Source organism: Cutibacterium sp. LaCa_89 (assembly GCF_058177555.1).
This window is the reverse complement of record NZ_CP190889.1, coordinates 280,762-298,079: the sequence shown is the minus strand read 5'-3', so window position 1 is coordinate 298,079 and position 17,318 is coordinate 280,762. Positions and strand designations below refer to the sequence as shown.

At 65.1% G+C, this 17,318-nt stretch carries 17 protein-coding genes; 3 read left to right on the top strand and 14 right to left on the bottom strand.

What is annotated here, in order from left to right:
• Position 1: 1 nt before the first annotated feature.
• The 3 genes from ACP8LP_RS01240 to nth are packed head-to-tail and all read right to left on the bottom strand — an operon-like array spanning position 2 to position 1,964.
• Positions 2–658, bottom strand: a complete 657-nt coding sequence (locus tag ACP8LP_RS01240; RefSeq protein WP_016666846.1) for an NUDIX hydrolase — start codon at positions 656–658, stop codon at positions 2–4.
• A complete protein-coding gene (locus ACP8LP_RS01235) occupies positions 655–1,242 on the bottom strand; it encodes a TlpA family protein disulfide reductase (RefSeq protein ID WP_016666845.1) in 588 nt (195 codons plus the stop codon). Before ACP8LP_RS01235 ends, ACP8LP_RS01240 begins: the two co-directional genes overlap by 4 nt.
• Positions 1,239–1,964 (bottom strand): endonuclease III, encoded by a 726-nt coding sequence (nth, locus tag ACP8LP_RS01230; RefSeq protein WP_081302638.1) that lies wholly within the window; start codon positions 1,962–1,964, stop codon positions 1,239–1,241. The genes ACP8LP_RS01235 and nth overlap by 4 nt, the downstream gene beginning before the upstream one ends.
• 95 nt (positions 1,965–2,059) lie before the next feature.
• Between nth and ACP8LP_RS01225 the strand changes: the two genes are divergently transcribed.
• Positions 2,060–2,791 (top strand): Crp/Fnr family transcriptional regulator, encoded by a 732-nt coding sequence (locus ACP8LP_RS01225; RefSeq protein ID WP_036975711.1) that lies wholly within the window; start codon positions 2,060–2,062, stop codon positions 2,789–2,791.
• A gap of 100 nt (positions 2,792–2,891) precedes the next feature.
• Here ACP8LP_RS01225 and ACP8LP_RS01220 read toward each other — a convergent pair whose 3' ends face one another.
• Genes ACP8LP_RS01220 through ACP8LP_RS01210 form a run of 3 tightly spaced genes read right to left on the bottom strand, consistent with a single transcriptional unit; the run spans position 2,892 to position 3,813 of the window.
• The gene (locus ACP8LP_RS01220) at positions 2,892–3,347 is read right to left on the bottom strand and encodes a RidA family protein (RefSeq protein WP_004810370.1); all 456 of its coding nucleotides are present in this window, start codon (positions 3,345–3,347) and stop codon (positions 2,892–2,894) included.
• Positions 3,344–3,517, bottom strand: a complete 174-nt coding sequence (gene sp36, locus ACP8LP_RS01215; RefSeq protein ID WP_016666842.1) for a Sp36 family protein — start codon at positions 3,515–3,517, stop codon at positions 3,344–3,346. Before sp36 ends, ACP8LP_RS01220 begins: the two co-directional genes overlap by 4 nt.
• Positions 3,514–3,813, bottom strand: coding sequence for a WhiB family transcriptional regulator (locus ACP8LP_RS01210; RefSeq protein WP_080564865.1), 300 nt, complete (start codon positions 3,811–3,813; stop codon positions 3,514–3,516). The genes sp36 and ACP8LP_RS01210 overlap by 4 nt, the downstream gene beginning before the upstream one ends.
• A gap of 112 nt (positions 3,814–3,925) precedes the next feature.
• Between ACP8LP_RS01210 and ACP8LP_RS01205 the strand changes: the two genes are divergently transcribed.
• Complete coding sequence (locus tag ACP8LP_RS01205; RefSeq protein ID WP_016666840.1) at positions 3,926–4,948, top strand: Gfo/Idh/MocA family protein; 1,023 nt, start codon at positions 3,926–3,928, stop codon at positions 4,946–4,948.
• Between the two features lie 79 nt (positions 4,949–5,027).
• On the opposite strand, the gene ileS is transcribed toward ACP8LP_RS01205, so the two are convergent.
• The 3 genes from ileS to ACP8LP_RS01190 form a co-directional block, all read right to left on the bottom strand.
• Complete coding sequence (gene ileS, locus ACP8LP_RS01200) at positions 5,028–8,294, bottom strand: isoleucine--tRNA ligase (protein WP_252908232.1); 3,267 nt, start codon at positions 8,292–8,294, stop codon at positions 5,028–5,030.
• A gap of 397 nt (positions 8,295–8,691) precedes the next feature.
• Positions 8,692–9,501: a Cof-type HAD-IIB family hydrolase gene (locus tag ACP8LP_RS01195; RefSeq protein ID WP_221268689.1), complete on the bottom strand. Its 810-nt coding sequence runs from the start codon at positions 9,499–9,501 to the stop codon at positions 8,692–8,694.
• A gap of 9 nt (positions 9,502–9,510) precedes the next feature.
• A complete protein-coding gene (locus ACP8LP_RS01190) occupies positions 9,511–10,311 on the bottom strand; it encodes an HAD hydrolase family protein (protein WP_016666837.1) in 801 nt (266 codons plus the stop codon).
• 458 nt (positions 10,312–10,769) lie between these two features.
• Between ACP8LP_RS01190 and ACP8LP_RS01185 the strand changes: the two genes are divergently transcribed.
• Positions 10,770–12,236, top strand: a complete 1,467-nt coding sequence (locus ACP8LP_RS01185) for a threonine/serine exporter family protein (protein WP_484483349.1) — start codon at positions 10,770–10,772, stop codon at positions 12,234–12,236.
• Between the two features lie 21 nt (positions 12,237–12,257).
• Here the strand turns inward: ACP8LP_RS01185 and ACP8LP_RS01180 are convergent, their stop codons facing one another.
• The 5 genes from ACP8LP_RS01180 to ACP8LP_RS01160 form a co-directional block, all read right to left on the bottom strand.
• Positions 12,258–14,891, bottom strand: a complete 2,634-nt coding sequence (locus tag ACP8LP_RS01180) for an ABC transporter permease (RefSeq protein WP_016666835.1) — start codon at positions 14,889–14,891, stop codon at positions 12,258–12,260.
• Positions 14,891–15,673 (bottom strand): ABC transporter ATP-binding protein, encoded by a 783-nt coding sequence (locus tag ACP8LP_RS01175; RefSeq protein WP_484483225.1) that lies wholly within the window; start codon positions 15,671–15,673, stop codon positions 14,891–14,893. The genes ACP8LP_RS01180 and ACP8LP_RS01175 overlap by 1 nt, the downstream gene beginning before the upstream one ends.
• A gap of 5 nt (positions 15,674–15,678) precedes the next feature.
• Positions 15,679–16,254 carry a PadR family transcriptional regulator gene (locus ACP8LP_RS01170; protein ID WP_016666833.1) on the bottom strand — a complete coding sequence of 192 codons (576 nt, stop codon included), beginning with the start codon at positions 16,252–16,254 and terminating at the stop codon, positions 15,679–15,681.
• A 105-nt stretch (positions 16,255–16,359) separates the two neighbouring features.
• Entirely contained in the window at positions 16,360–16,959 is a 600-nt protein-coding gene (recR, locus tag ACP8LP_RS01165; protein WP_016666832.1) for a recombination mediator RecR, read from the bottom strand.
• Positions 16,960–16,989: 30 nt separating this feature from the next.
• Complete coding sequence (locus ACP8LP_RS01160) at positions 16,990–17,313, bottom strand: YbaB/EbfC family nucleoid-associated protein (RefSeq protein WP_016666831.1); 324 nt, start codon at positions 17,311–17,313, stop codon at positions 16,990–16,992.
• Positions 17,314–17,318: the final 5 nt, after the last annotated feature.

Here is a 17,318-nt window from a genome sequence, read left to right as displayed (position 1 = left end):
ATCAGGGGATGTCGTCGGGAGTGGTGCCCTCCGGCAGACGACGAGCCCCCAGATAGCCCTCCGGAATCTCCACCACGCGCTCTCGGTCCCACGGACGCGACCAGCCACCGCGGTCGAGCAAGGACTCGAGGACGTGAGCGGTGAATCCCCAGACGAAGAGGTCCGGCAGCACGAAAGCCGGCCCGCGATACCCCGACGGGTGACGGGTCGTGGCCCGAGCGGCCGGATTGGCCAGGTCTGCCAGCCTGACGCGCTGCACCAGGGCGACCTCGGCGGGATCGACGACCCCGACGGCCCCTTCTCCTCCCCAGGTCGCCACAACGGTGGTGACGTCGGACTGGCTGGCTGCTACGTGGGCCGTCGGGAGCACTCCCCTGACGGTGACGAGGCCTCGGTCCAGCCCGACCTCCTCACGGGCCTCCCGCAGAGCTGTGTCGACGATGGTGTCATCAGTCTCCTCCGCGCGTCCCCCCGGCAGGGCGACCTGGCCGGCGTGGTGACGCAAGGACAGCGGGCGTCGCGTCAGGATGATGTCATTGTCGGTCTCACTGACGAGGGCGAGTACTGCTGAGGACTGTCCACCACCAGGACGACGTCCCACCGAGAAATCGGGATCGTTGCGGCCCAGGCTGGCGATGAGGGTACTCAGATGACTCATGACGGCCTTTCGAGAGCCTTGTCGATAGCGGAGTTGAGCTCCTGCTGGGAGCGCCACTGACCGCTGTGGCGGGTGACGATGGTGCCGTCCCTGACGATGAAGGTGACGGGGACCCCGCTGACCTGCCATGCGCCTCGGATGGTGCTGTCAGGATCTTGAAGCTGCGGGAAGGCCAGGCCGACCTCGCCGGCGAAGGAGATGGCCTCGGATGCGTCGGACTCGGCGTAGTCGACCCCGAGGAAGGCGACCCGGTCGTGATAACGACGGTAGGCGTCTGCGATGAGAGGGGACTCGCTGCGGCAGGGTCGGCACCACGACGCCCACACCGTCACCAGGGTTACTCCCTTGGAGGTTGCCCTGGCCATCGAGACCGTCGGTCCCTCGCCGAGGCATTGCAGGCCGACGTCAGGCATCGGCCGACCTTCCGCGGCCGTCCCCGAGGTCTTGGAGATGGGCCCTGAGGACAGATGGGAGCAGTCTGGGACGCCGACCTTGTTGCGTTGATGGGCCATATCGGCGTCTCCACCGCAACCAGCCAGCATGGCGACGGCCATCACCGCGCCGAGAGTGACCGTCTTCTTCATCGTCGCGGCTCCCTGACGAGGGTGGCGGCCTCCTCGGGGTCGGTCGGTCCCTCACCGTAGGAGGGACACCATTCGGCCACTGGGCAGACCCCACATGCTGGGCGTCGGGAATGGCAGCGACGACGACCGTGCCAGATGAGGCGGTGGCACAGCATCACCCAGTCGTTCGGGTCGAAGAGGTCGGCGAGATCGGTTTCCACCTTCGCCGGGGTGGTCGCGTCGGTCCAGCCGAGTCGGCGCGACACCCTCATGACGTGGGTGTCCGGGGTGATCCCGGGGACTCCGAAGGCATTGCCGAGGACGACATTGGCGGTCTTGCGGCCCACGCCTGGCAGGGTCACCAGGGAGTCGAGGCCTTCCGGGACGTCGCCGTCGAACTCGTCAACGAGTTTTGCGGCCATCGAGACCAGCCGCACCGCTCGGGTCGGCCCGAATCCCAGGGGTGCCACGACTGTCTCGACCTCGCTGACGTCAGCGTTCGCGAGGGTCTGTGGGTCGGGCCAGCGGGAGAACAGGGTGGGAGTGACGGTGTTCACCCGTCGGTCGGTCGTCTGGGCTGACAGCACGGTGGCGACGAGGAGCTGATAGGGGCCGTCGTGGTCCAATTCGCAGCGCGCATCCGGATAGGCCTCGGCCAGCAACCTGGCCACCTCGTCAGCGTGCTCCCTACACTGATCCCGACGCACTGAGGTGGTGGATGTGGCTGCCATGATTCCAAGCATAGAAGGAGAAAATGACCCCCGTGCCATCACAAAATGTGACACCTGCCACAATATAGGGACCTGCATACGGTGACTCGACCGTCGATGGTCGGACGATGCAGGTGCTCATGAGGGGAGATGTTCGGATGGCAAATGTGGTGGCAACAGCGGCGACCCAACCGTTCTTCGCAGCTCTCGGCCCCGCCTCGGCCGCCCGGATCATGGCGATGTGTGAGGCCTTGGTCTGTCCGCGAAATACGGTGATCTTCGAGGCCGGCGACCCAGCCGACAACCTCTACCTCGTCGTCGAGGGCAAGGTGAAACTCACCCGTTCCACCACTGCCGAAGACCTCACCCCTCGAGACTCGCTGCTGTGGCTCATGGGCCCCGGTGACATGTTCGGGGAACTGTCACTGGTCGACGGCGGCATGCGCTCCACGACGGCCACCACCCTCACCCGCTGCAGCTTGCTCAAGGCACCTGGCATGCAGATGCGCGAACTCGTCGAGACCCGCCACGATGTCGCCCTGGCCATGCTGGGTCGACTCTCGGAGCGACTGCGTCGGGCCGACGACAACACCGCCCACTTCGTCTCCGGTGACGTTCCCAGCCGTCTGGCCTACACCTTGCTCGACCTGGCACGCCGGTTCGGCACCGCGAACCCGTCGACAGGTCACATCGTGGTCCGTCATGACCTCACCCAGCACGAGCTCGCCCAGGCCGTTGGTTCCTCCCGTGAGACCGTCAACAAGGCTCTCACCGACTTCACCGCTCACGGCTGGATCGCCGCACGTCCCAAAGTCGTCACGATCATGGAGCCGGAGAAGCTCGCGGCGCGCGCCAACTGAGTCCCAGAGGGCCGCACCCCAAGAGGATCCCAGACCGACGAAAAACGTCCGGGGCCAAGTACGAAACCTGGACCCGGACGCTGTGGTGATCCTTGGGCGATCAGACCTCGACGGTCAGCTCAACCTCGACGGCCGATCCGAGAGGCAGGGTGGCCACACCGACGGCGCTGCGGGCGTGACGGCCGTGCTCACCGAAGATCTGTCCGAGCAGCTGGGAGGCGCCGTTGGCGACACCGGCCTGGCCGGTGAAGTCCGGAGCGGAGTTGACGAAGACGACAACCCGGACGACGCGCTTGATGGCATCGAGTCCACCGGCAACGTCAGCGGCAGCCGCGATCGCGTTGAGGACCGCAGTACGTGCAGCCTCGGTGGCCTGCTCCGCGGAGACGGTGTCCCCCACCTTGCCGACGGCGGTGAGCTCGCCGTCGACGAAGGGCAGCTGACCAGAGGTCAGGATCTGTGACCCAGTCTGGATGGCCGGCACGTAGTCGGCCACCGGAGCCGCAACCGACGGGAGGGTGATTCCCAGTTCAGCGCACTTCGTCGTGGCACTCATCGGGACTGCTCCTGGTCAGGCAGCGGGCGCTTGAAGTAGCCCACCAGTGATTCCGGATTGGGGCCGGCGACGATCTGGACGAGTTCCCAGCCGTCGGCTCCGAAGTTGTTGAGGATCTGCTGCGAGGTGTGCACCAGAATCGGTGCCGTGAAGTACTCCCATCGAGTCATGACTTCACCCTAGCGGTTTTTGGTTGAGAGCCCTGATCGGCGAGCAACACGTCGCGCCAGCTCGTCACGTCCGGACGCTCGCGCAACAGGCGTCGCCTCTCGCGCTCGGTCATGCCTCCCCAAACTCCCCACTCGAGGCGGTTGTCCAGGGCTTCGGCAAGGCACTCGGGACGCACGCGGCAATCAGTGCAGATCCGCCTGGCTCGGCGCTGCTCCTTCCCGTCCGGGAAGAGGGCATCTGCCATACCGCGGCAGTTCGCGAGGAGTGTCCAATCGTCAGCTTCGTTGCTTCCCACGAGCCTCACGGTACGCGGTACGGATGCCTTTTGACAAGGCACGGCGCCCCCGAATCGACTGCGCATCGGGGCAAATCGTGGTATTGCTCACGCCGACGTCTAGAGTTGTGTCATGGACACCACGGCCACCATTGGTTGGGGAATCGCGGGCACTGGACGCATCGCCCGCACGGTTCTCGACGACTTCGCACACGTCCCTGGAGCACGCATTTCCGCCGTCGCGTCGAGGTCGATCGCGCGCGCCGATACCTTCGCCGATCTGGTCTCCCAGAGCCTCGGCACACCACGTCCCAACGCCCATGACTCGTATGCCGAAATGATCGCCAACCCCGCCGTTGACGTCATTTATGTGGCAACTCCACACCCTCAGCACCGCCCGATCGCCCTGGCTGCCATCGAGGCAGGCAAGGCCGTTCTGGTCGAGAAGTCCTTCGCCGCCACCGCCGAGGCAGCGACCGAAATGGCCGAGGCTGCTCGGGCCCACGAGGTCTTCGCGATGGAGGGGATGTGGACCCGATTCCTCCCCGTCGTCACCGAGATGATCGACGCCGTCAACAGCGGTGCGATCGGGGAGCCGACAGGTGTTCAGGGGGACTTGTTCGCCCTGCGCGATTATGACCCGGAGGACCGTCTCTTCTCGCCTGCGCTGGGTGGCGGAGTGACCCTCGACCTCGGTGTCTACGCCCTCGATTTCGCCATCCGGCTCCTCGGTGAACCCACCGAGGTCATCGCTCGTGGCAAGCACTTCCCGAATGGCGTCGACTCCGATGCCTCCATGCTGCTGACCTTCCCGAAGGACAAGTTCGCCACACTGGCGATCTCCCTGACCTCCGACGGCCCGGGACGCATGACGATCCAGGGCACTGACGGATGGATCGAGGTGGAGCCCCGGTTCCACCATCCCAGCCGCATCCTCATCCATCGTCGCGGGGTCATCCCGGAGGTCCACAACACTCCTGCCCTGGGACGTGGTTATGCCCACGAGCTCATCGAGGTCTGCGAATGCCTGCGGGCTGGGCGCACCGAGAGCCAGACGATGCCGCTGGATGCCACCCTGGCAGTGGCTCGCACGATGGCCAACATCCTCGACCAGCTCGGCGTCGAGAATCACGACGACACCGAGTTGCCGTCCTGATCCTGACCCCGATTCTCCCCCTGACAACGTGCATCGGGCGGCCACCTTTGAAGGGTGGCCGCCCGATGTTATGGGTCCATCAAACCTTCTCGACCTTCACGGCGAGGCCGAGCTCCTCGTCGCGGGACCACTGCTCGTCAGCCTCGCCGCGGTTGGCCGAGGTGGCCAGCACCTCGCCGGTGATCTCGTCGAGGTGCTCCTCGATTGCCACCGCCAGCTCACCGTCAGCCTGCCAGGACAGGCAGATGCGGTCGGAGACGTCCAGGCCGGCCTTCTTGCGGCTGTCCTGGATGAACCGGATGACCTCACGAGCCTGACCGGCGCGGGCCAGCTCCGGGGTGATCTCCAGATCCAGGGCCACCGTCTCACCCTGCTCGTTGAGGACGCTCCACCCCTCACGCGGACGCTCGGAGACAATGACCTCGTCAGCAGTCACGACCGCCCTGCCGCACTCGACCTCGGGCACCTCCAGCTCGACCGAGCCGTGGGAGGCCAGCTCGGAGGTCAGCCATTCTGGATCGGCAGCGGCGATGGCGGCAGCGACCTTCGGGGTGGCCTTGGCGTACTTCTTGCCGAGTGCCCGGAAGTTGCCCTTCGCGGAGTGGTCGACGAGGTCGCCGGCCGCGGTGAAGGAATCCAAGGCCATGACGTTGAGCTCGGAACGGATCTCGGCCTGCAGATCCTCATCCAGCTTGGCCAGGGCAGCACCCGAGATGAGGGCACGCGACAGCGGTTGACGGATCTTGGCCCTGGCCTCGGCACGAGCGCCACGACCCAACTCGACGATGCGTCGGGCCAGATCCATCGACTCGGTCAAGGACTCGTCGATGACGGACTCGTCGGCAACCGGCCAGGTCGACAGGTGCACCGACGTCGGGCCCCCAGGATTCGTCGTCACGAAGAGGTCCTGCCAGACGCGCTCAGTGATGAACGGGACCATCGGGGCCATCAGACGGGTGAGCATCTCGAGGGTCTCGTGCAAGGTCCACAGGGCGCTCTGATCGCCGTCCCAGAAGCGACGCCGGGAGCGACGCACATACCAGTTGGACATCTCGTCGACGAACTGGGCGATGAGGGTTCCGGTGCGCTGAGTGTCGAAGTTGTTCAGTGCTTCGGTGACCTCACGGACGAGCACGTTGGTGGCGCTAACCAGCCAGCGGTCCAGGACGTGGCGCCCGGCGACGGCCGGAGCCGCGGGAGCGGTGGCCGGGGACCAGCCATTGGCGCGGGCGTACAGGGCATGGAAGCTGACGGTGTTCCAGTAGGTCAGCAGGACCTTGCGGACTGTCTCCTGGATGGTCTCGTCACCGACGCGACGAGCGCTCCATGGGGAACCGTCAGCGGCCATGAACCAGCGCACCGCGTCGGCACCGTGCTTGTCCATGAGAGGGATGGGCAGCAGGATGTTGCCCAGGTGCTTGCTCATCTTGCGGCCGTCCTCGGCGAGGATGTGGCCCAGGCACAGCACGTTGCGATACGAGGACTCGTCAAGGACGAGGGTTCCGACGGCCATCATGGTGTAGAACCAGCCACGGGTCTGGTCGATGGCCTCACAGATGAAGTCGCCCGGGTAGTGGGCCTCGAACTTCTCCTTGGAACCGGGAACGTGCGGGTAACCCCACTGAGCGAAGGGCATCGAGCCCGAGTCCAGCCAGGCGTCGGCCACCTCGGGGACGCGGTGGTAGGTGTGACCGTCACGAGTGAGGGTCACCTCGTCGATGAACGGACGGTGCGGGTCCATTCCGGTGAGGTCGCGTCCGGCGTACTGGGACAGTTCAGCCAGGGACTCAACGCAGATGACGTCGGAGGGATCGTCGTCGTTGCGCCACAGTGGCAGCGGGGTGCCCCAGTAACGCGAGCGGCTGACGGCCCAGTCGATGTTGTTCTCGAGCCAGTCGCCGAAGCGGCCGTGCTTGATCGTCTCGGGGTACCAGGTGGTGCCCTCGTTCTGCTCGAGCAGCTGCTCCTTGACGCGGGTGGTGCGGATGTACCACGACGGTTGGGCGTAATAGATGAGGTGGGTGTCACAGCGCCAGCAGTGCGGATAGGAGTGCCAGTGCATCTCGAGTCGGAACAGGATTCCGCGCTTGTCGAGGTCGTCGCACAGCGGCTTGTCAGCAGTCTTGAAGAACTGCCCACCAACCATCGGGACCGACTCGTCGAAGGTGCCGTCGGGACGGATCGGGTTGACCAGCGGCAGGCCGTAGCGACGGCAGGTCACCAGGTCGTCGGCACCGAAGGCCGGGGCCTGGTGGACCAGACCGGTACCGTCCTCGGTGGTGACGTAGTCGGCGAGGACGACGAAGTTGGCGTCAGCAGGGGTTGGACGACCGTCGGTGGTGACACGCTCGGTCCTGGGCCACTCCAGGAAGTCATAGGGACGCTCATAGGCCCAGAACTCCATCTCGGTACCCATGAAGGACTCGCCGGTCAGGCTCCACCCCTCACCCAGCACCTTCTCAAAGAGCGGCTCGGCGATGACGAGGTCCTCGGAGACCGGGTCGTCCCCGGAGGTGGTGGCGACGGCGTCGGAACCTTCGGGAACCGGATTCTGGTGGGCGACGACGTAACGCACCTCGGGATGCACCGCGACGGCGGTGTTCGAGATGAGGGTCCACGGGGTGGTCGTCCACACCAGCAGCTTGGCGCGACCGGCCAGTGGGCCCGAGGTCACCGGGAAGCGGACGAAGATCGACGGGTCGCGGTCGTCCTGGTAGCCCTGGGCCAGCTCGTGGTCGGACAGGGTCGTGCCACACCGCGGGCAGTACGGTGCGACGCGGTGGTCCTCGCCGAGCAGACCCTTGTCCCAGATCCGCTTGAGGCCCCACCACACCGACTCGACGTAGGACGGGTTCATCGTCCAGTACGCCTCGTCCATGTTGACCCAGTAGCCCATTCGCTCGGTGAGCTCGCTGAAGGCGTCGACGTGGCGGGTGACGGATTCACGGCACTTGGCGTTGAAGGGCTCGACGCCGTACTTCTCGATGTCGGGCTTGCCGGAGAACCCCAGCTCCTTCTCGACGGCAAGCTCGACCGGCAGGCCGTGGCAGTCCCAGCCGGCCTTGCGGTCGACGCGGAATCCCTGCATGGTCTTGAAGCGGGGGAAGACGTCCTTGAAGACGCGAGCCTCGACGTGGTGGGTACCAGGCTGACCGTTGGCGGTCGGTGGACCCTCGAAGAAGGTCCACGGCTGGCCGTCCTTGGTGGCCTCCAGGGTCTTCTCGAAAGTGTGTTCCCGGGCCCACAGATCCATGATCTCGTGGTCCATCACGGGAAGGTCAATCTGCGGCGGCACGCTGTTGTACTGCCGGCAGTCGTCAGGGCGGACTGAGTTCACATCGGTCATCGCGGTGGGTGGATCCTTCGTCTCGGGTCTCCGAGGGACGAGCACACCGGATTCTCCGGGTACCCGCGGTACCACCCTCCTTGCGCGACGTCGACGACGTCGGCCTCTCGGTTCGTCGATCGCTGCCGGTTCTACTGAGGTGGTGTGTGCACGTACCCGTTCTTCCGGCGGCTCCGGGGTGATCGCCCCATCACTGCCTTGCGGTCGCAAGCATCCTACTCCACGAAAGGACGAGTGCGGCGGACCCAAGGGGCGCCGCCGTGGCAATTGTGTAGCAACGCATCGCCGATGCCACCGCAGGTGTCACCAAGGCCCATCACACACCGAAACACCACACGCAGCAGGTCGCCCACCGACCTGGTGTCTCAAGCACCGCACCAACCCAGGGCGGTGCGCTTCAGAACCCCCTCGCCGCGAGCAACTTCTCGACGACCTGGGCAACCCCATCCTCGGCGTTCGAGGGCGCCTGGTGACGCGCTGCTGCGGCCGCGAGCGGGACCGCGTTGGCCATCGCGTAGGAGTCTCCTGCCCACTCCAGCATCTCGACGTCGTTGGCCCCATCCCCGAAGGCGACGGTGTCGCGCTGATCGATTCCCAGGTGATCGCACAGCATCGCCAGACCAGAGTCCTTGGTGACCCCTTTGGCACTGATCTCCAGCATCGGCTTGCCGGAGGTGGTGACGTGGACCTCGTCGGTCATCCCGACACCGGTGGCACGGGCGGCAAGCTCCTCAATGGGCAGGCTGGGGTGACGAGCCACCATCTTGAGGCAGTCCCCGTCGAGGACCTCGTCGAGGTCCAGGGCCGGCATGTCGGAGGGGTCGCGAGAGTGGTCGGCGAAGGTCGTCAACTCTGCGTAGCCACGCTGGGACGCAAATGTGAGACCGTCGTCCTTAATCGTCAAGAAGCGGGTGCCGGGAGCAGCAGCAAGGAGACGGTGGGCGAACTCATTCGCCACGGCAGCCGACATCAGCTGGCGGAAGAGCACCGTGTGGGCCTGGAGATCCCAACAAATGGCGCCGTTGGAGCACAGTGCCCACCGGCCCAGGTCGTCCCGCCATTTCTCAATGCCGTAGATCTGCCGGGCGGTGACCGGCACCACCGGCACCCCGACCTTCTCGGCAGCACGGATGGCATCACGGGTACGAGGGCTGATGGTGCCCTCAGGGGTCAGCAGGGTCCCGTCGAGATCTGTCGCGATGAACACACTGCGAGGTTATCGGGATGCCAGTAGCTCCTCGACGACAACGGCGAAACCGTCCTCCTGACAGGAGGGAGCGCGCCTGTCAGCGGCAGCGATAGCCTCCGGCTGGGCACCGCCCATCGCGTAGGAGGTCCCAGCCCACTGCAACATCTCCACGTCATTGGCGCCATCCCCCAAGGCGACAACGTCTGCGCGATCCTCCCCGAGGAGGTGGCAGATACGTTCGAGACCGCTCGCCTTCGTCACACCTGCCGGCCCGGCCTCAGCCACTGTGAACCCGGACCAGGTGGCATGAACTCCGGGTACCTGCAGACGCTGGGATGCCTGGTAGATGTCTTGAGCAGGCACTGTCGGGTGCACGACCATGAGTTTGACAGCCTCGGTGGAACATAGTTCCTCGCGACTGACGCGGACGTGCTCGGCAGGATCATTCTCGGACTCGAAGGCGGGGACGATGTCGTCGTACCCCTTCTCAACGAGAAACACTGACGAGTCCCCCACTTCCGCACAGAACACCGTCCCTGGAAGCTCGGCGGTCACCTGGTCGACGTAGGACTTCACGGTGTGGACCGGCATCGTCGCTGTGAAGAGTGTCTCGCCAGTGGACATGTTTACCCCGACGGCACCGTTACAGACCAGGGAATGCTGGTGAAAGACCGGCCCGATTATCCGCAGCCCGCCAATGGCACGCCCGGTCACCGGAACGACGCGAATACCCGCTGCCTCAGCGGCTTCTACAGCGGCCCGGTTTCGAGGGGACACCGTGGCATCGGGGCTGAGGAACGTTCCGTCGAGATCGGTCGCAATGAGCACGCCGCCACCCTACCGAGAAGTCCAGAATCCGTCCTCGTTTGGGTACCGTCGGTGAGGGCGACCACAATGGTGTTGCAGGGCGATCCTGCGCGACGTGAGGAGGGTGTCAGATGGCGGAGAAGCGATCGGGTGCTCGTGGTGGACTCACGTCCCGAAACCATCCGCGCCCCTGGCGCAACGACGATCCCATCCCGCGAACTGTTGACGGGATCGACGCCCGGATCTTCCGCCCGGGCCAGCCTTCTGCGCAGCCCGCTACCTCTCCCGAACCCCCGGTCGAGGAGGACAACGCGACGCGTATGGCCTCATTACGCCACGCGTCGACGTCATGGCCGCTGACCCGCGCTGGTACGGTCACTCCACGAAACAGCAAGGCGAAATCCCACCATTCCAGGCCGCCCAAAGCACACCGGGCACGACACGTGCCGCTGGAGAAATTGTTCCGAGCCAAGACGCCGGTGGAGCCCACCCTTGCCCTCAACCTGGGCAACGCCGAGATGGCGGCCATGCAGGCCCGTCGTGTCGTCGACCTCGTCACCCGGATCGCAGTCATGGCGATCTCGGTGGGAGAATCCGCTTCTGAGGCCGTCGCAATGGCCCTCCGCATCACCGCAACCTACGGGGTGACCGTCCACATCGACATCACCAACACGTCGGTCATCGTCACCCAGCATCGCGGACTCGACGAGGACCCCATCACTGGGCTGCGGGTGGTCCGCTCCCGCAGCAGCGATTACCAGCGCCTCGGCGAGCTACAGCTACTCGTTGACGACATTTGCGACAAGACCGTTGACCTTGAGGAGGCCACTGACCGCCTGGCTGCCATTACGCGCAGCCCACGGCTGTACCGTCAGTGGTTTGTCACGATGAACATCGGTCTCATGGGGGCGGGACTGTCCACCCTGTTTGGCGGTAGCGCGCTGGACGGTGTGCTGAGCTTCTTCTCGACGTGCCTTGTCGACGCGACCGTCCAGGCGATGGCGCGCAAGAGGATCGCACATTTCTTCGCCCAGGCAGCCGGTGGTGCTATCGCTACCGCATTCGCCCTTGTCGTCATGGTGTACATGGCAGCTGCCGATCACCCGCTTCCACTGTCTCCGTCTCTCATCGTCGCCGCTGGAATCGTCTCGTTGCTGGCAGGCGGTTCCTTCGTCGCGGCCTCCCAGGACGCCCTCGACGGCTACGTCGTCACAAGTTCCGGCCGATTCCTGGAGGGGTTTGTTCAAACCGGAGGCATCATTCTTGGCGTCATTACGGCGATGTGGATCGGGCTGAGACTCGGGGTGCCCGGGTACATCTCACCCTCCCTGGGATTCTCCACCAACCCGATCCTCCAGATGGTCGCTGCCGCAGTCATCGCTGTGACCTTCGGCATTTCCTCCCATGCCGGATACCGTACTCTGGCCATTTGCGCTGCCCTTGGCGCGATCGCCTGGGCAGGCTACCTGCTGGGGATGCACCTGACGACGTCGGTAGCGGCAGCCTCGGGGCTCGGCGCCATGGTTGCTGGCATCATCGCCGCCCTGGGGGCCCGACGTTGGAAGGTGCCGCAACTCGGTCTGGTGACGATCGCCATCGTCCCCCTGATGCCCGGTGTCATGATGTACCGAGCGCTGTACATGATCGTCAACGCCCGCAACGAGACCGGCGTCACCACGGACAACGGCTGGGCCCTCTTCCTGGAGGCCCTACTGGTGGGAGTGGCGCTGGCCGTGGGCGGCAGCTTCGGAGCCCTCATCACTCGCCCGTTCACCTTGCCGAAGGATCTGCGCTCCCGGCTGGCGACCCTGGCTTCCTGGGGTGCCGGCCAGGCCGTTCCGCGCGAACGGCGTCGCCGTCGGTCCCAGCCCCCGGCTGATCCGCGTCATCCGGCTCTCAACAATCCCGACAACGACCCGTCCATGACGGGAACCTGGGCGAGGTAGCGCGCCTGGCCGACGCCGTCCTCAGTCCACCCGGGTCATCCGGGCCTTGGGCACCGGGACACACCACCTGGCCACGAGCCCCAGCAGGGCCGGCGGGACGACCACGATGAGTGCTAGCCAGCCGAGTGGCCATGCGACAGGCTGCACCGTGTCGGCACACGCAATCATGATGACGATGGGCACAAATCCCACGATCAACCCGAGCACCTGGCCGATACCTGTCGTGACGAAGGCCTGTGCCGCAACCATGCGTCGCAGCGTCGCGGTGGAGGCCCCCACCGATGCGATGGCAGTACGCGAGGCGTTAGAGTCCGACAAGGTCAGGGCAAGTACCACGGCTCCCACAAAGGTGGCCAGGAGCGCTCCGATGATCGCTGCCCAGCGCACGACGGTTCCCGAGATGTCCGCGTATCCCTCTTCCCAGAAAAAGTCGGAGGTGCTTCCGGTGATGTCCATGAGGGAGCGCTGCAGACGGTCCCCCTCCTCCGAGGTCGGGGGGTGTGGCAGACGAAGCCACGTGTCCGTCGTCTGGGTCTTCATGTCGTCGGGACTGACTCCCAGCACCTTGGCAGCAGTGTTGCGTCCGATGAGGGCTGGCATCTGGAGGCCGAGAGAGTTCTCGGGGGCCCTGACCGCCGTCACCTCGAGGTCATGGGCCCCATTCGGTCCACCGTCCTGGAAGACTGATTCCCGGGATCGCTCTCGCGCATCGGGTTGGAAGAGGATGATGCCCTCGTCAAGGGCCTTCATGACCTCATCATCGGCATTCTGCCCAGTCAGCAACTCGTAGAGGGTGCCATCGTCAATGACCACCGATGGGATGTACAGATTGCGCACATTCATATCGAGACTGTTGCTGCAGTTCTGTCCGTTCTTGTCGCAGGTGACAGGTTCCACCGCACGCTGGTACTTCACGGATGGCCCGAAGACTGCCTCAACCTGCTTGATCTCCTTGCTCATGCGTTTTCCAGAAACATGATGACCACCGGTGTCATCCCCAGCCAACACCGCCACGTTGGCGGCATAAGTCGGCTGGTAGTTGTTTCGCTCCTGGATGGCGATGCCGTCCGCCAACGTCACGAAGGCACATGCCAGGACGGTGATGGCCATCGACGCCGCTGCTCCGGCAACCGCCCTTCCCCGATTCCGGTTGAGATCGCGCAGCGCAAAGCGGAGCGACAGTCGCGAGGACGGCCGCCCAGACAGCCTGTCAACAAGCCGCGGCAGAGCCAAGATCGCGGCCAGATACAAGATGACGATGGTGACGACGATCCCGATGTTGAGAGGGATGACGTCGTCGGAGCCCGACACGTGGACGAGATCGTAGACGACGACACCGATCCCAACGAGCACTCCAACGATCGCCACGACGGTCGCTGCGATCGGACGACGTGCTGGAGGGGCAGCTGCCTCAGCATGTTGAACCCCCATGAGGACGTCCTGCCGAGCCACCTCCCGCGCCGGGAACCAACAGGCGACCACCGCCGCCAACAGACCGATGACCAGGCCGATGATTGCGTACTCCCAGTCGACGCTGTAGGTCAGGAGGTATCCGGGATTGGCTCGGCGTCCGATGGCCACGAACGCATTGGCCACTCCGATGCCGAGCACTACTCCGAGCACCGCGCCCGTCGAGCCGAGCAACAGTCCTTGGCCGATCATCACACCCATGAGGTCTCGTCGGGCTGCACCGGTGGTTCCCAACAGAGCGAGCATGCGACGCTGCTGGCGAGCCCCGATGGAGAAGGCAGCAGCAGCGATGGTGGCGGTGACGATCGAGGAGAGAACGGCGGCAGCCAGGACCAGGGCGAAGATCTGGCCGGCGACGAGGCCGTCATCGTCAGAGGCACTGTCGGATTTCCGGTCCTCGACGCCCAGGCCCGACGCGTTGAGTTTCGCGATCTGTTCCTTGGCGAGCTGCGGACCTCTGACGTAATAGATGAGATCCCCATTCATGACGAGTGGATCCTCGGGTCCCACCCAGAAAGTCGGTTCGTAGCTGGACCGGTCCCGCGTCAGCCCTGTGATGGTACGTTGACGACCCTCGATGGTGACGTGTGAGCCGATGGACCAGCCATACGTCTTCGCGGCGTCCCCGGAGACCCAGACGCTGTTGCCACGAGGCATCGGGCCACTCGGGAACTCCATGCGATCAGGACGCATGGCGGTCACGTCCATCCCCTTGACGATGACCTCGAAGGTGGCAGATCGCCATGCCACGTCGACAGTCTGGGTCCGCAACGGATACAGCTCGTGGCCCGCGACGTGAAGGTTCTCCATCGCCTGCCGTTGACGAGCGTGCAACTCGGGAGTCGGCGATCCCTGGACGCCACAGTGAGCGGAATCCGGACCGTACTGGGAGCAATGACCATCCCAGTCCTCAATCGGCATGATGAGCATGTCGGCGTCGCCATACTTCGAGACGGCCTGGCCCTCCGTGGTGGTTCCATCGGCCTCGAAGATCGTGCCCAGCCCGGACATGATGGCCACGGGCAGGGCTATCAGCAGCACGATGAGCAGGGAACGCGCCTTGTGCTTGCGGATGTCCCGGACGGCCAACCGGGTGATGAGACGGCGGTGGGATCGTCCACGTGCGACGACCTCTCCGGAGAGTCGGACGGTGGCGCCGCTGTCGGGGGTGTTCTCGGTTCCCATCACCACTCCTCGCGCTTCGGGTTGTGGCTGAGGAGTTCCATGGGGTCGTTGACGACCTGGGACTCATCGACGAGTTGGCCGTCACGCAGGAAGACCACGCGGTCTGCCCAGGCTGCGTGGCGTGCCTCGTGGGTCACCAGGACGACGGCAACCCCCTCGTCGGCAAGCCCCCGGATGAGGGCCATGATGTCGTCACCCGTCGCAGAATCAAGGGCACCGGTGGGCTCGTCGGCGAGGAGTACCCGGCGGTCCCCGACAATGCCGCGCGCGATGGCGACCCGCTGGCGCTGTCCCCCCGACATCTCCTCGATGTGACGATCAGCAAGGTCGGGCAGACCGACACGTTCCAGGGCGATCTCAGCCGCATTGCGGGCACGCTTGGCCGATGCCCCGTCGAGTTCAAGGGGCAGGGAGACATTCTCGACCGCGGTGAGGGTGGGGACGAGGTTGTAATCCTGGAAGACGAAGCCGAGCTGACGGCGTCGCACCCGTGCCAGGTCGTCACGGGACATGCCCCCCAGCGGCTCTCCACATACGGAAACCGTGCCGGAGGTGGGCTGATCCAGTCCGCCGGCGAGGCCGAGCAGGGTGGACTTGCCCGAGCCTGATGGCCCCATGACGGCTGCGAAGGTACCGGGATTGATGCCCAGACTGACGTCGATGATGGCGTCGACCCGTTGCTCGCCATCACCGAAGGAACGACTCACGTGGTCCAGGGACAAGACGGTGCGAGGCGCCGGAAGGGTGATCTCGTCAGCGTCGCGCGGCGGGGTCGACGTCATGCGGTTCAGGCCTCCTGGGTGACCTTGGGCTCTTCGGTCACGGCCTCGACGGGCTCGTCATGGCGGCAGCGGGAGGTCTGGATGGCCTTGGATTCACAGTGGTCAAGCCAGCGGATCTCGGCCTCGGCGACGAAGATCATTCCGTCAACGAGGAGCTGGCCGGCGAGGTCTTCCTCGGCGACACCGCGGCGGGCCTGGCGGTATTCCTGCAACTGGTGCATGGTGGCGCGGCGCTGATCCTGGATGAGGGCAGCGACGTCGACCTCCTTCGAGGTGGCCGCAAGGGCAATCTTGATGGCCAGCTCGTTACGCGGCGGATTTGCCGGGGTGATCGGGGTGGCGAACCACTTGCGCACCTCTTCGCGACCCTCCGGGGTGATGGTGGCAATGACCCGGCCATCGGGGGTCTCGTCGCCCCGGAAGCACAGCCGATCACGCTCGAGGCGGTCCAAGGTTGTGTAAACCTGTCCAATATTGAGGGGCCAGGTGTGATTTGTACGGCGATCAAACTCATTTTTGATCTCATAGCCGTGACGGGGCTTCTCAGCCAGTAAAGCGAGGATGGCGAACCTGATGGACATGTGACCTCCGGGTGACGTGATGCAATCTTGGTCAAGAGTCGCATACGCGGTATCCATTAGTCAAGGAATCGCCGCTCCTGACCACTTGGTGAGACACATCGCGGATCAGGCGCCGACATGGAGACGTCCTTCGAAGGCACGCCCCAAGGTCACCTCATCAGCGTACTCCAGATCGCCGCCGACGGGCAGGCCGGAAGCCAGACGCGACACCGTCACACCCATGGGGCTGATGAGACGAGACAGGTAGGTCGCCGTCGCCTCCCCCTCGAGGTTCGGGTTCATGGCCAGGATGACCTCGGTCACCGTCTCGTCGGCCAGGCGCTGGCACAGCTCACGGATGTGAAGGTCAGCAGGACCCTTGCCATCCAGCGGGGAGATGGCCCCACCCAGGACGTGGTAGAGGCCACGAAACTGACGGGTGCGCTCCACGGCGATGACGTCCTTGGACTCCTCGACGACGCAGATCATTGACCGGTCCCGACGCGGGTCGCGGCAGTACTGGCACACCTCGTCGGAGGAGACGTTGAAGCAGATCTTGCAGAACTTAGCCTTCTCCTTGACCTCGCGCAGGGCGTCGGCCAGTTCGTTGACCTCCTCTGCCGGGGCGTCGAGGATGTGGAAGGCGATCCGCTGTGCACCCTTCGGCCCGATCCCGGGTAGCCGGGAAAGGGCGTCAATGAGTTCCTGCAGCGGACCGTCGTACATCAATTCTCCTGTCTGACGTGTGGGGGTGGATCAGAGCCCGAGGCCCGGCATCTGTGGCATAAGGGACTGCTGCATGGTGTGGGCCTGCTCGGTGGCGTCCTTGACGGCAGCCACGACGAGATCGGCGAGGATCTCGGCATCGGTGCCCTCGAGGGCCTCGGGAGTGATCGTCAGGGCATCGAGATCGCCAGTTCCGGTGACGGTGGCACGGACAAGTCCGCCGCCGGCAGTGCCCTCGAAGCTGCTCTCCGCGAGCTGGTTCTGGGCCGCCTCGAGCTGCCCCTGGACGGACTGGGCCTGGGCGAGCAAGGCGCCCATGTCGATTCCGCTGAGGTCGAATCCTCCAGTGGTCATGATGT

What these genes read in the sequence shown, in the direction of transcription:
- ACP8LP_RS01240 (WP_016666846.1), bottom strand. Translation starts at nt 658, where the DNA reads ATGAGTCATCTGAGTACCCTCATCGCCAGCCTGGGCCGCAACGATCCC.
- ACP8LP_RS01235 (WP_016666845.1), bottom strand. Translation starts at nt 1,242, where the DNA reads ATGAAGAAGACGGTCACTCTCGGCGCGGTGATGGCCGTCGCCATGCTG.
- nth (WP_081302638.1), bottom strand. Translation starts at nt 1,964, where the DNA reads ATGCTTGGAATCATGGCAGCCACATCCACCACCTCAGTGCGTCGGGAT.
- ACP8LP_RS01225 (WP_036975711.1), top strand. Translation starts at nt 2,060, where the DNA reads ATGCAGGTGCTCATGAGGGGAGATGTTCGGATGGCAAATGTGGTGGCA.
- ACP8LP_RS01220 (WP_004810370.1), bottom strand. Translation starts at nt 3,347, where the DNA reads ATGAGTGCCACGACGAAGTGCGCTGAACTGGGAATCACCCTCCCGTCG.
- sp36 (WP_016666842.1), bottom strand. Translation starts at nt 3,517, where the DNA reads ATGACTCGATGGGAGTACTTCACGGCACCGATTCTGGTGCACACCTCG.
- ACP8LP_RS01205 (WP_016666840.1), top strand. Translation starts at nt 3,926, where the DNA reads ATGGACACCACGGCCACCATTGGTTGGGGAATCGCGGGCACTGGACGC.
- ileS (WP_252908232.1), bottom strand. Translation starts at nt 8,294, where the DNA reads ATGACCGATGTGAACTCAGTCCGCCCTGACGACTGCCGGCAGTACAAC.
- ACP8LP_RS01180 (WP_016666835.1), bottom strand. Translation starts at nt 14,891, where the DNA reads ATGGGAACCGAGAACACCCCCGACAGCGGCGCCACCGTCCGACTCTCC.
- ACP8LP_RS01175 (WP_484483225.1), bottom strand. Translation starts at nt 15,673, where the DNA reads ATGACGTCGACCCCGCCGCGCGACGCTGACGAGATCACCCTTCCGGCG.
- ACP8LP_RS01170 (WP_016666833.1), bottom strand. Translation starts at nt 16,254, where the DNA reads ATGTCCATCAGGTTCGCCATCCTCGCTTTACTGGCTGAGAAGCCCCGT.
- recR (WP_016666832.1), bottom strand. Translation starts at nt 16,959, where the DNA reads ATGTACGACGGTCCGCTGCAGGAACTCATTGACGCCCTTTCCCGGCTA.
- ACP8LP_RS01160 (WP_016666831.1), bottom strand. Translation starts at nt 17,313, where the DNA reads ATGACCACTGGAGGATTCGACCTCAGCGGAATCGACATGGGCGCCTTG.